This is a genomic window from Aliivibrio sp. S2TY2, assembly GCF_028765525.1.
In the GTDB taxonomy this organism is placed as follows: Bacteria; Pseudomonadota; Gammaproteobacteria; order Enterobacterales; family Vibrionaceae; genus Aliivibrio; species Aliivibrio finisterrensis_A.
In genome coordinates, this window is record NZ_JARACS010000001.1 from 529,483 (window position 1) to 543,418 (window position 13,936).

At 40.4% G+C, this 13,936-nt stretch carries 11 protein-coding genes; 10 read left to right on the top strand and 1 reads right to left on the bottom strand.

The features are described from left to right. The first annotated feature begins 274 nt into the window (after positions 1-274). The 10 genes from PVK63_RS02395 (at position 275) to PVK63_RS02440 (ending at position 12,860) form a co-directional block, all read left to right on the top strand. Complete coding sequence (locus tag PVK63_RS02395) at positions 275-3,493, top strand: type I restriction endonuclease subunit R (RefSeq protein WP_130086836.1); 3,219 nt, start codon at positions 275-277, stop codon at positions 3,491-3,493. A gap of 1 nt (position 3,494) precedes the next feature. Continuing rightward, positions 3,495-4,211: a M48 family metallopeptidase gene (locus PVK63_RS02400; RefSeq protein ID WP_130086837.1), complete on the top strand. Its 717-nt coding sequence runs from the start codon at positions 3,495-3,497 to the stop codon at positions 4,209-4,211. A gap of 197 nt (positions 4,212-4,408) precedes the next feature. Beyond that, complete coding sequence (gene yiaY, locus PVK63_RS02405) at positions 4,409-5,554, top strand: L-threonine dehydrogenase (protein WP_130086838.1); 1,146 nt, start codon at positions 4,409-4,411, stop codon at positions 5,552-5,554. A 157-nt stretch (positions 5,555-5,711) separates the two neighbouring features. Continuing rightward, the gene (locus tag PVK63_RS02410) at positions 5,712-6,311 is read left to right on the top strand and encodes a GTP cyclohydrolase II (RefSeq protein WP_130047855.1); all 600 of its coding nucleotides are present in this window, start codon (positions 5,712-5,714) and stop codon (positions 6,309-6,311) included. 220 nt (positions 6,312-6,531) lie between these two features. Beyond that, the gene (locus PVK63_RS02415; protein WP_130086839.1) at positions 6,532-7,785 is read left to right on the top strand and encodes an imelysin family protein; all 1,254 of its coding nucleotides are present in this window, start codon (positions 6,532-6,534) and stop codon (positions 7,783-7,785) included. Positions 7,786-7,959: 174 nt separating this feature from the next. Beyond that, a complete protein-coding gene (locus PVK63_RS02420; RefSeq protein WP_130086875.1) occupies positions 7,960-9,396 on the top strand; it encodes a di-heme oxidoreductase family protein in 1,437 nt (478 codons plus the stop codon). A 10-nt stretch (positions 9,397-9,406) separates the two neighbouring features. Continuing rightward, entirely contained in the window at positions 9,407-10,426 is a 1,020-nt protein-coding gene (locus tag PVK63_RS02425) for an imelysin family protein (RefSeq protein ID WP_130086840.1), read from the top strand. Then, a complete protein-coding gene (locus PVK63_RS02430) occupies positions 10,416-11,531 on the top strand; it encodes a DUF1513 domain-containing protein (protein WP_165371179.1) in 1,116 nt (371 codons plus the stop codon). The genes PVK63_RS02425 and PVK63_RS02430 overlap by 11 nt, the downstream gene beginning before the upstream one ends. Positions 11,532-11,616: 85 nt before the next feature. After that, positions 11,617-12,270: an MBL fold metallo-hydrolase gene (locus tag PVK63_RS02435; protein WP_130047851.1), complete on the top strand. Its 654-nt coding sequence runs from the start codon at positions 11,617-11,619 to the stop codon at positions 12,268-12,270. 203 nt (positions 12,271-12,473) lie between these two features. After that, the gene (locus tag PVK63_RS02440; RefSeq protein WP_130047850.1) at positions 12,474-12,860 is read left to right on the top strand and encodes a hypothetical protein; all 387 of its coding nucleotides are present in this window, start codon (positions 12,474-12,476) and stop codon (positions 12,858-12,860) included. Between the two features lie 127 nt (positions 12,861-12,987). Here the strand turns inward: PVK63_RS02440 and PVK63_RS02445 are convergent, their stop codons facing one another. Further along, positions 12,988-13,905, bottom strand: a complete 918-nt coding sequence (locus PVK63_RS02445) for a DUF3943 domain-containing protein (protein WP_130086842.1) — start codon at positions 13,903-13,905, stop codon at positions 12,988-12,990. Positions 13,906-13,936 lie beyond the last annotated feature (31 nt).

The window sequence follows — 13,936 nt, forward strand, 5'->3', positions numbered from 1 at the left end:
ATCAGGTCTTTCATCTTCCCCTCGACTTTGCCAGTATGCGTCATTTTCAGGGTCTAGTTGGCGTGAATAGTTATCCCAATCATGTTGTTCCATTGTATTTTCCTTTTATGTAATGGTTTTTGCTGTCTGAAGTGATAATTACACATAGTAAATTGGAATGATAAGGGGGTAAGTGTCCAAAAAATGAAATTTATCTAAGTGCTTGCTCATTAATGTTTTTTGCACTCATTTTAAAGTAAACTTAGGCTATCGAGACTGTTCTTAATGAGTACATATGAACCAACACGAATTCAATAAAGTAGAAGCCCCTGCCATTGCTCAGTTGGTTCAACTAGGGTGGACTTATATTCAAGGTAAACAACTGTCGCCAGATTATGCCTGTGCTGATGGCATCCCTGAGCGTACTTACCTGCGTGATGTGGTGTTAGTCAAACGCCTTGAAGCCGCGATTAAACGTATTAACCCGTGGATAAGCGACGAGAACCTTCGCAAAGTCTCTCGTGAAGTCAGGCATCCCAATTTCGCTGCCTTAATGGAATATAACCACGCCTTCTATCAAACCATGGTTAATTATCTCTCAGTAGAACAAGACTTAGGCAAAGGGCGAAAAGGGCAGACGGTTAAACTGGTTGATTTTGAAACCCCAAGCAATAACGAATTCTTATGTACTAACCAATTTAAAGTAGAAGGTACAAACCAAAGCATCATTCCAGATATTGTTTGCTTTGTTAATGGTATTCCGTTAGCTGTGATTGAATGCAAATCACCGTATATCTCCGCGCCAATGAGTGATGGCATTAATCAATTGCGCCGTTACGCGAATCTACGTCATACCGATGATCACGAAGGGGCCGAAAAACTGTTTTGGTATAACCAACTCATGGTATCGACTTGTCGAGATCAAGCCAAAGTGGGCACCATCAGCTCAAACAGTCAGCATTATGGTGATTGGAAAGACGCGTATCCTTTTTCTGATGCACAATTAGCGCAGCAATCACTACGCGATAATATCGTGCCGCTTCATTCTGCTATTACGGTTCAAATCCCTGATGATGCGTTAGACGAGAGTGACGATAACTCAACAGAGCATGATGAGTGGCAACAAGCCGCCGAGCCAGCAGCAAGTTACGAGGTATTAACAGAAGTTACCGCGCAACAGCGTTTGTTGGCGGGCATGTTCAGTATTTCAAACTTTCTCGATATTCTGCAAAACTTCATTTTATTTGAAACTGATGATGGTCGCTTAATTAAAAAAGTGGCGCGTTATCAGCAATATAGAGCCGTTAATAAAGTGATTGAACGCTTGAAATCAGGCAAGGATCGAAAAGAAAGAAGTGGCGTAGTTTGGCATACACAAGGCAGTGGTAAATCGCTGACCATGGTGATGCTTGCTGTAAAAATGCGTCGTGATGAAGAATTAAAACAGTACAAATTGGTGTTTATTACCGACCGAACTCAGCTTGATGAGCAGCTATCAAATACCTTCCGTGATGCGCAGGGTGAGACGGTGTATAACGCAGGCTCCGTGGCAGAATTAAAAGAATTACTAAAGAAAGACAGCTCTGATCTTGTGACCGCGATGGTACAAAAATTTGCCGATCTTGAAAAAGAACAAGAGAAACAAAAAACGGTAGCAGAAGGCTTTGTTGATTTAAACCCAAGCGACAAAATCATTGTCTTGGCTGATGAAGCGCACCGAACCCAATTTGGTGGTTTGGCAATGACGATTAATGCCGCGTTACCGAATGCGCCTAAAATTGGTTTTACAGGAACACCATTGCTGAAAACTCAAAAAATGAGTCAAGCGTTTGGTGGTTACATCGATGAATACAAAATAAACCAAGCAGTAGAAGATGGGGCAACGGTTAAATTGCTTTATGAAGGCCGTGAAGTGAAATCGGAAGTCGCAGGTGATTCACTCGATAAGCTGTTTGAAGAATACTTTGGTGAATACACTGAAGAAGAACAACGTGAGATCAAAAGAAAATACGGTGTAGAGAAGGCGGTTCGTGAAGCGCCTGCTCGTATTCGTTGGGTGTGTATCGATTTAATCAAACACTACAAAGAACATATTCGTCCTGATGGCTTTAAAGCAATGATCGTGGTGGGCAGTCGTCATGCGGCGGCTATTTTTAAAAAGACTTTAGATGAATTAGGTGCGCCTCACTCAGAGGTGATTATCTCTGGCGATCACAATGATGAAAAGTACCTCTCTCAATACACAGATAAAGTGCATCAAAAGAAGGTTATCGCCAATTTTAAAAAGCCTTTTGGTATCGATAAACAAGGCACTGAAGAGAAAAATAAAAAGTTTAATAATACCGCTTTTTTGATAGTCAAAGACATGCTGTTAACGGGCTTTGATGCACCTATTGCTCAAGTGATGTACATCGACAGAAAGCTGCAAGATCACACGTTAATGCAAGCCATTGCTCGTGTGAACCGAACCTATAAAGGCAAAGAGTGTGGTTATGTGGTGGATTATCATGGTTTAGCGACCCATCTTACTGAGGCGTTAGAGTTGTTCAGCAGTGATGATATAGAAGGTTCGTATCAAAGCTTAAAAGATGAAATACCAAAGCTGAAAGCCAAGCATACGCGTGCCATGTCGTTCTTTAAGCAGGTACTTAAAAATGGCAAACCGAGTGACGATATTGATGATTACGTTTTAGTATTAAAAGATGAAACGGTGCGAGCGCAGTTTGACATGGCATTTAAGCAGTTTGCCAAGCAATTAAACGTTATCTTACCTGATGCCGAAGCCGCTCCGTTTATTCCTGATATGAAGTTATTAGGCAAGATCCACAATGCCTCAAAAAGCAAATTTCGAGACGAAGGGCTAGATATGAGCGAGATTGGTGCCAAAGTGCGTCAATTGGTGGATGAGCATATTCTTAGTACAGGTGTTGATCCAAAAATCGCACCGATTGATTTGTTAGCGGCTAATTTTAAAGAAAGCATTACAGCGATTAAATCGGACGAATCAAAAGCCTCTGAAATAGAAAGTGCCATTAAGCACCACATTACAATTAATTTGGATGAAGACCCAGAATATTACCGTTCGTTGAGTTTACGCTTGCGTGACATTATCGAAAAAACCGCAGGCAAATGGGCACAGCAGCTTGAGTTAATGTTAGAAATGAGAGGGGATATTGGGTCACAGTATCAACAAGCGGCGCAAGATGTCGGTTTGTCTGAAACGGAGTTCGCTTTTTACAATATTCTTATCGCTGAAGTCACCAACGTCAGTGATGGCGATGTGATTGCCGAATCAACCCATGATGAGATCAAAGCGGTAACCCAGGCGTTAGTGGTTATGCTTGATGAAGCAACGGAAATTGTCGATTTCTTCAATAAGCAAGATGAAATAAAACGCATGAAGAAAGAGATCAAACGTGCTGTGCTTGACCAACCCTTTGGTGATAAGGCCTTGGTGACGGTTCTACAAGATCGCTTTATGGACTTGGCGAAAACCAAGTTTGGAAATAAGTAGCATGGCAAAAGAGAAAAAGGCAGAGATGATCCAGCGAGAAAATTATTGCGTTTACATTGAGCGCACTTCTCGCAGAAAAACCGCGTCCATTAAAGTGGAAGAGGGAAAGGTCATTGTCGTTGTGCCAAGAAGGCTCGATCTTGAACGCATAGAAAAGGTAATTACAGATAAGCACGCGTGGATTATCGAAAAGCTCGCGTTAAATCAGCATGCGACACCAACGAATACGAGAGAGTATGTGTCGGGTGAAGCTTTCCCTTACCTTGGGCGAAATTATCGTTTAAAAGTAGTGGCGGGTGAGCTGACTCAAACCAAATTGGTCGCAGGGCGCATTTTGGTCACCGTGCCTGAACCTAAACATCAACCGCAGTATATTAATCGCGCTTTGGTGAATTGGTATAAGCGGAATGCTGAAAAGAAAATTCGTGAAAAAGTTCACCGCTATGCGCCGATGGTAGGGGTTGAAACCGCGGTTATTCGTATTAAAGAGTTTAAAAGCCGCTGGGGAAGTTGTACGCCTTACGGGGATTTAGAGTTTAATTGGTTAATTATGCAAGCGCCAAATCGCGTAGTGGATTATGTGGTGATTCATGAATTGTGCCATCTCATTCATCACGATCATTCACCTCAGTTTTGGAAAGAAGTCGAACGAGTAATGCCAGATTTTCAAGAGTGTAAAAAATGGCTTAAAGAGAACGGGCACCAGTTAATTGTTTAATCTATTGTTTTTATTATCAATAAATTGGCGTTTTTTTATGTGATCCTACGCATTAGTGTAAATGCTCTACTTCACAGTTTTATTGCAATAAAATAAACCTGTTTCATTTTTTGTCTTAGATCAAAAAGTTATTAACCTCATCAATGTTACAACATAAGCAGTTCTTAAAATTTATATAAATACTAATGGAGTTGGTTATGAGTGCATTTTTTATCCCTACAGTAAACTTAATGGGTGCAGGTTGTCTTACAGAAGCAATGGACAGCATTAAATCTCAAGGCTACAAAAAAGCGTTAATCGTTACTGATAATGTGCTAGTTGCAATTGGTATGGTTAAGCAGGTGTCTGATCTATTAGCCGAGCGCGGTGTAGACGTTGCTGTATTCGATGGAACACAACCAAATCCAACGATTGGTAACGTAAAAGCAGGCCTTAAAATCCTACAAGAAAATCAGTGTGATCTTGTTATTTCGCTTGGTGGTGGCTCTCCACACGATTGTGCGAAAGGCATCGCTTTAGTTGCCGCTAATGGGGGTGAAATTGCTGACTATGAAGGCGTAGATCAATCACCTAAACCACAAATGCCATTAGTTGCTATCAATACAACGGCAGGTACGGCATCTGAAATGACACGTTTCTGTATTATTACTGATGAAGGTCGTCATATTAAAATGGCTATTGTTGATAAACACACAACGCCATTAATGTCGGTAAATGATCCTGAGTTAATGCTTGCTAAACCAGCGTCGTTAACTGCAGCAACGGGTATGGATGCATTAACACATGCGATTGAAGCGTATGTCTCTATTGCTGCAACGCCAATTACAGACGCTGTTGCGATTAAAGCGATGGAATTAATCCAAGCGCATTTACGTACTGCGGTAGAAGATGGCCAAAACCTAGAAGCGCGTGAGCAAATGGCTTACGCACAGTTCATGGCGGGTATGGCGTTTAACAATGCTTCTCTAGGTTATGTTCATGCAATGGCGCACCAACTAGGTGGTTTCTATGATCTTCCACACGGTGTATGTAATGCGATTCTTCTTCCTCACGTACAAAGCTATAACGCAAAAGTATGTCCAGAGCGCCTAAAAGATGTTGCAAAAGCAATGGGCGTAAATGTTGAAGGTATGACAAACGAAGAAGGTGCTCAAGCGGCATTAGAAGCGATTAAACAATTATCACAAGATGTTGGTATTCCTTCTGGTTTGACTGAACTAAATGCTAAAGAAGAAGATTTTGATACCCTAGCTGAAAACGCACTGAAAGACGCTTGTGGTTTTACAAACCCTAAACAAGCGACGCACGAAGAAATCGTAAGTATCTTCAAAGCAGCAATGTGATCCTTATAGATAAAAGTATTAATTAGTTTAGAAAGGTCTAACATTTGTTAGGCCTTTTTTTTGATTCTTGCATATTTGCTAGGTATGCTTATGATCTTTTTATCAGATTAAATCGTAGAAGATATGATCTTCTCATTGAAAAAGGCAGTAAATCAGCATGGCAAACGTAAGAGCCCGTATAGAGTTAAAAGTAGGGCAGCAAAGTAATATCCCTGCAGAAATGCTTTCATTTGAAGGCCTAGAGACTGAAAAAGAACATGTCGCTGTTATCTTTAATCACGCTGATAAGAATCAAACAACCCCTCTGGTTCGTATGCATTCAGAATGCTTAACGGGAGACGTATTTCATTCATCACGCTGTGATTGTGGTGAACAGTTGGAAGAAACCATTAATCGTATGTCTGAAAGTGGCGGTATTATTTTATACCTTCGCCAAGAGGGGCGCGGTATTGGTTTGTATAATAAATTGGATGCCTATGAGCTTCAAAGCCAAGGTATGAATACCTATGAAGCGAACAACCACTTAGGTTTTGGTGATGACTTACGTGACTTTAAAGAAGCAGCTCAGATGCTTGAAGCACTAGGACTTTCTAAAATTAAACTTGTTACCAATAATCCTAAGAAAATTGAAGATATTCAAAATTACGGTATTGAGTTAGAAGAAGTGGTTAATACGCATGCTCATATCAAGCAAGGCAATGAGCATTATTTAAAAGCAAAGCTTGCTCATGGACATAACCTTGATTTAGATAAATAGCTGCTTTTTACTTAACGCTAAAAAGCACTTACTAGAGCCTCATCATTGGATGGGGCTTTTTTATACTTTATCGTCGACTTGTTAATCTAAATGATAAATATTTGCATTCTTGTTTGGTTTCGGTATATTACGCAAATAAAAATTATTATCATTAATGAATTCTTACAGATTTCAATTAATGGTTTACAAATTCTATTCATTTGCTCAACAAGGACGATTTATGAACCACGTCAAATTTGCTCGAAATATTGTTACCGTCTCACTTTTTGCTTTACCTGCGTTTTCTTATGCCGCGACTCAAACAGAAGTTGTTGAACATTACGCAGATATTGCGCATGCGGTATACAGTGATTCTTTAACGACAGCTCAGCAACTTGATAAAGCCATTCACACTTTTTTGAATAACCCATCTGAGAAAGGCTTACAAACGGTTAAAACTGCATGGAAAGCAGCGCGTGTTCCTTATCAACAATCAGAAGTCTTCCGCTTTGGTAATGCCGTTGTTGATGATTGGGAAGGGCAACTAAACGCATGGCCATTAGATGAAGGCTTAATTGATTATGTGGCTGATGATTACCAATATGAATTAGGCAATGACGGTGCTAAAGCTAATATCGTTGCTTCTACCTCAATAAAAATTGGTGCAGAAACCCTTGATGTGAAAAACATAGAAGCAGATAAATTAGCGGATCTTAATGAGCTCGGCGGGTCAGAAGCAAACGTAGCAACAGGTTATCATGCCATTGAATTTTTACTTTGGGGCCAAGATTTAAATGGCACGAATGCAGGGGCAGGTGAGCGACCATATACCGATTATGTTATTGGTTCTGCTTGTACTAACGGTAACTGTGAACGCCGTGCTGAGTATTTAAAATCAGCTTCTGAGTTACTAATTAAAGATTTGTCTTGGATGGAAAAGCAGTGGAAAGAAGGTGAGAAAAATTACCGTGCAGAGCTATTATCTGAATCATCAGAGCAAGGTTTACGTAAGATGCTGTTTGGCATGGGCTCTTTATCATTAGGTGAGCTAGCTGGTGAACGCATGAAGGTAGCCTTAGAAGCCAATTCTACAGAAGATGAGCACGATTGTTTCTCTGATAATACGCACAACTCTCATTACTATAATGAACAAGGTATCTATAACGTATATACAGGTACTTACACTCGTGCAGATGGCTCTCAATTATCAGGCCCAAGTATTCACGATTTAGTTGCTAAGAAAGACGCAAAGGCAGCTAAAGAGATTCAACAGCAATTTGATGCAACACGCACTCAAGTTGGGACGTTAGTATCGGCAGCTGAAAAAGATAACCAACATTTTGACCAATTGATTGCTTCAGACAATGCAGCGGGTAATGCATTAGTAAATAAATCAATTATGTCTTTAGTGCTACAAACCGCGTCGATTGAGCGCGCTGCAAATGTGATTGGTATTACAAGCTTAAACCCTGATACCGCAGATCATGATTTTTAATTTTAACGTTAAGAAAAAGCAGTAGTACTCAAGCTCAATCACTTCTCCCTCCCGATATAGTGATTGAGCTCTTTTATTTTCTAACATTGTTCTCATCGTAAAAAAAACAAGTAAATAATACCTATCTAGATATGGATAAGAGCAATGTTAATGATGGTCAGGATGTTCGATACCATGAAACCCGTAATGCTTGGAGCAATAGCTTTACTCTCAACGTTTTCTTTCTATTCTTTTTCTGCTGATGAGGTGTCTACTAAGAGTGATTCAGAAGACTCACCGTTTACAAATGTAGCTTCCGGCGGAAAAACCAGTGTGAAGAAAAATGGACAGAATGCCTTTTCTCTACCTGCTGCTAACTTACCAATGAGTAAGCGTCTCGATTTTAGTGTGGGTAATAGCTTTTTTCGTAATCCTTGGGTGCAAGCGCCTGCGTCTACTGATGCCCGTGATGGGTTAGGCCCGTTATTTAATACCAATGGTTGTCAGAGTTGTCATATTAAAGATGGGCGAGGGCATACGCCGAAAGAGGGGGATACTAACGCGGTTTCTATGTTAGTGCGATTAAGTATTCCTGCTTTAACGCCTGAACAGAAAAAACGTGTCATTTTAGAAGGAGTGATCCCAGAGCCAACTTACGGCGGTCAATTACAAGACTTTGCTTTACCAGGAATTGAACCAGAAGGCCAAATTAAAATCACCTATTATACAGCCCATCCAATCACTTTGGCTAGTGGTGACGTTGTCACATTGCGTAAACCTGATTTATCAATTACAGAGTTAGCGTATGGTGAGATGTCTGATAATGTATTGATGTCTGCACGTATTGCGCCACCAATGATTGGTTTAGGGTTATTAGAATCTATCCCTGAATCAACAATTTTAGGTTTTGCTGAACAACAAAAAAAAGAGGATCAAGGCGTTTCTGGTAAGGCTAATCGCGTATGGAGTGTAGAAACCAATCAACTAGAGTTAGGCCGCTTTGGCTGGAAGGCGGGACAACCAACACTTATGCAGCAAAATGCCGCGGCCTTTAATGGTGATTTGGGCTTAACCAGTAATATGTTCCCTAAAGATGATTGTACTCAAGCGCAAGAAATTTGTGAGAGGTTACCTCATGGTGGCACTCCTGAAGTGAGTGACAAGATCTTAAATTTTGTTGAATTCTACTCACAACATTTAGCCGTGCCTATTCGTCGTAATGTTAATGATCCTCAAGTCATTAAAGGGCAAGAGTTATTTAATGATATCGGTTGTGAAAGTTGTCATAAAACGAATATTAAAACAGCAAAAATTGAAGGTAGACCGGCGTTATCTAATCAGCTAATTCATCCTTATACGGACATGTTGCTTCATGATATGGGAGAAGGACTTGCTGATAATCGACCAGAGTTTTTGGCTAATGGTCAAGAGTGGCGAACACCACCACTGTGGGGGTTAGGTTATACAAAAGAAGTCAATGGACATACAGAGTTCTTGCATGATGGTCGAGCTAGAAATGTACTAGAAGCAATTTTATGGCATGGCGGTGAGGCTCAGCAATCTAAAGATAAAGTCATTCAATTATCGACAAAAGATCGTAATGCGTTATTAGCATTTTTAGATTCGTTATAAGGCGTAAGTAATGAAAACTATCTATTTATTGTTAAGCAGTACGGTGTTACTGACAGCCTGCCAAAGTACAAATGAGTCTAATCAAGTCCCGAATTCTACAAATATGATTGACCATGTTTATTATATTGAGCAGCAGTCAGCCCAGCGTTTAGTTGAATCTAGTCAACGATTGGCTGAGAGTTTTGAAGGATATTGTACGAATAAAACTAAAAAAGAAACGGTGGTTATGCAGTGGCAACAAACCATGCAAGCGTGGATGGCACTGCAAGGTCAACAAAGAGGGCCAGAGGCTGCACTTAGTGTTAATTGGAACATTCAGTTTTGGCCAGATAAGAAAAACACCACTGGGCGAAAAATGTCTCAACTGTTGAAAAAAGATCAAATTTGGAATACTGAATTAATTCAGCAGCAGAGTGTAACAACCCAGGGGTTAGGTGCCATAGAGTGGTTATTGTTTGATAAAGCCTCGACATTGCCAGCATCAGAGTCATGTCATTTAGGTCAGGCCATTACTGCAAACTTAGCGCTTAATACTCTAAAGGTAGATCAAGCATGGCAAGTTAACCCGTGGTCTCAATTAGATGAAACCATGTGGTTAAATGAATACATTGCGTTACTTGCCAATCAGCTTGATTACAGTATGAAAAAACTCAGCCGTCCGCTTGCAAAAATAGGGCAACCACGTCCTTATTTCTCGGAATCATGGCGTTCAGAAACCTCTCTTACTTGGCTTAAATACAATGTAGAAGCGATGCAAAACATATATTTAGCAAATGGTGTTGGACTTGATGATTATTTACGTAAGCAAGGGCATGCTGATTTGGCTGATAGAATTGAAGACCATTTTAATTCAACGTTAGAAACATGGCCTGAATCGTCATCACTATTTGCTGAGTTACAGACAAAATCTGGTTATCAAAACACATTAGCTCTATATAACAAATTAGAGTATTTGAAATACCTAATTCACGAAGAAGTGGCTATCGAATTGAACATTGCTATAGGATTTAATGCAACCGATGGCGATTAATAACCAAAGACGAAAGCTATTAAAAAGCAGCCTAGGGGCGATAACATTGTCACCATGGCTAACGGCGTGTTCATCCGCACCGAATTCAGATAAAAATGCGGCTTTGATCTCTTGCTCTAGAACAGCAAATGGACATTTTGGCGCAGTGGTGGCAGATAATGAGGGAAACCCTATTCATTCTGTACCTTTACCAGCAAGAGGGCATGGCGTTGCAATTACGCCGAACGGTGAACTGGCCGTTGCATTTGCTCGTCGTCCTGGCAATTACATGCAATTATTTAATATAAAGACGGGCGTAAGCTATCCAATTACGCCATCAATGCCAAATCGTTACTTCTATGGTCATGGTGTGTTTTCTTCTGATGGCTTAACGCTTTACACCACTGAAGGAGAGAAAGAAACCAGTCAGGGAGTTATTGGGGTCTATCAATTGCAGGGAACCCAATTAATAAAAGTGAAAGAGTTCTCAGGGTTTGGTATTGGTCCACATGAGGTAATTCGTGTTGATGATACGACCTTAGCCATTGGGGTTGGTGGTGTTCATACCAAAGGCCGAGTTCCTCTTAATTTAGAATCAATGAAACCAGCACTTGTATATTTATCGACAAGTTCTGGTGAGGTTCTTGAACGCGTTGGATTAGCGGATCATAAATTAAGTATTCGTCACTTATCCTTGATGGATGATGGTCGAGTATTGTGTGGGCAGCAATATCGAGGTGAACCAGAAGATGGCGTGCCATTGGTTGCAGTACATCGACGTGGAGAGGCTTTACAACAATTAAATGCGGAACCAGAGGAGTGGTTGCGATTTAATCATTATATAGCGAGTATTGCTGTACTTGGCGATCTCGTGGTTGCTACGTCACCCAGAGGGAATTGTTACGGTGTTTGGAATTTAAAAAACAATCAATTGGTCGAGATAGCCTCGTTAGCTGATGCGTCAGGCGTGGTAGTCAATAGTCGAGATAACCTTTTACCACAGTGGCACATTAGCTCTGGTACTGGCAAAGTGATTACTCGTTCTGAAAATGGTGAGATGGTTAGTCATCAAACCAATGTAATGTGGGATAATCATTGGAGTCAAATCCCACAAACTGTGATTTAACGATTACCATTAAAAGAAACATCATAATTCCCCTAAAATAAGAGCCGTGCTATTCTTGGGTTAACTATTTTAGGAAGAGAAAGCTATGAGTTTACAATATCAAATTATTCCAGTGACTCCTTATGAGCAAAACTGTTCAATTGTATGGTGCGATGAAACCATGAAAGGGGTTGTTGTCGATCCCGGTGGTGATGTTCAATTGCTAAAACAAGCAATTGATGCGTTAAATATTGATGTTGTACACATGGTATTAACTCATGGTCATCTCGATCATGTTGGTGGCACTGAAGACTTAGCTGCGATTACTAATGCGTCGATTATTGGCCCACATAAAGAAGATAACTTTTGGTTACAAGGGCTTCCTAATCAAAGTGAACGATTTGGTTTCCCTCACACTGAAGCATTCGAGCCTAATCAATGGCTAAATGAAGGCGATGTGATTGAATTCGGTAATCAAAAGTTAGATGTTTTACACACACCTGGTCATACACCGGGACATGTTGTTTTGTTTAACCAAGAAGCTAAGATGGCATTTGTTGGTGATGTATTATTTAAAGGTGCCATTGGTCGCTCTGATTTCCCTAAAGGTGATTTTGATACGCTGATTGCATCGATCAAAACAAAACTATGGCCTTTAGGTAATGAGATGAAATTTGTACCGGGCCATGGACCAGAGTCAACTTTTGGTCATGAGCGCAGAACAAACCCGTTTGTTGCGGATGAAATGCCATTCTGGTAAGAAAATTGGCAAAATTGCCGTACTTTTCGCCATACAGTGTCATCCTCTCTATAAATATTGCGCGTTTTTTGGTATAAAACGCGCTTCGCCAATTCCAATACGACTATTTGAGTTTCACTTTAGGAATTGACATCTTTTTTCCGCTATCATTTTTGAGTCTTAACGGCTTAAAAATAGAGTTAGCGCAACGGAGTTTAAGTTTCATGAAAATTGCTCACAAACGTAAAGTACAGTCTAAGCTGCATAAACGAATTAAAGCAACTGCACCAAAAACTGAAGTGAAAAAAGCAGCTAAACCTGCAAAAGTAGCTAAACCAGTTGAGAAGAAAGTGGAAGCAGTAGTTGCAGCAGCACCTAAAGCGGCAACAGTAGCGACAGATATCGCTCTTACGCCAAAGCAACAGACTGTATTTGATATTGTTTGCCAGAATCCTGAAGGTATCAATTCAAAAGAGATCGGTGTTAAAGCTGGTCAAGAAGAAACAAAAGCAGCAGCGTGGGCAACAGGTGGCTTGAAAAAGCTAGTTGAAGAAAACCTAGTTGTGCGTGAGCAGCTTGCTGGTAATAAAGTAATTTACAAAGCAGCATAATGCTTTAGTAACTCACTTTAAGACACAAAGAAGCCGAGACTGTCTCGGTTTTTTTGTGCCTGTGATATTTTGATATAAAAAAGGGCACTACAAAGAGTGCCCTTAATCGTTAAACTAAGAAAAGTGTTTAGAATTTCAATTTAACTTCAAGGCCCACAAACTGATCGGTATAAGGCATACCCGCATCATAAGCAAATTGTGCGGCATCACCATTACTGAACCATGCATTATATGCCAAGTTAACTTCAGTATCGCCACCCCATGCATCCGTTACCCAATAATGGATATGTCCCACAGGGTTTAAGAAGAACAGGCTCACGCTACCTAAAGTATCTGAGCCCATGACTTCACCGCCATTTTCTGTAATGCGTAGCTCTTGCTGTAACATCAGCTCACCAACAACAGCACCAAAGAATGGGGTTACGAATAAATCTTGAATAGAAGGGACTTCAGCAAATGCTTCTACCCCATACTCCCAGAAGAAAGTAGACATGGTTGTTGAATATAAGAAAGATTCGAACTCATTAAAGCCAGCGTGACGTGCGGCAGTATAGTAAACACCACCAAAATATGGGTGCATGATGTAATTTAAGAAATGCTCATCTTTATCCCAAACAGGACCAGCACTCACGTTATCTTTCCATTTAGAACCCAGACCTTTAATGCTTGAATCTTCTGAATCCCATTTAGTAATGCTTTCAGGAAGAAATGTCATTAAACCAACGGTTGCAACACTCAAGCCAAGGATGGTGTACGACTGCTCCATTAGGTAGTCCCAATCACGCTCGTCCGACACTCGTAAATAGTGTGGTAATTGAGTGCTGTCTGCATACGTATCATTTTCAGCGACTTTAGACGGAGTAATATCACCATCTAATCGCATTGGAGAGAAATCAAAAGAGGCCGTTGAACAATAGCTAGAATAAATGTTAGTAGAGCAATCATTTTGATATTCCATGTCATAGGCGCTATTAGTATCTAATGCAAATGCTGGTGATGAAGCTGCACATCCTAAAAGCAAACTGGCTATTGCTTGTTTTTTCACGGAAAGTCCTTAATTAAATCAAATACTGAGC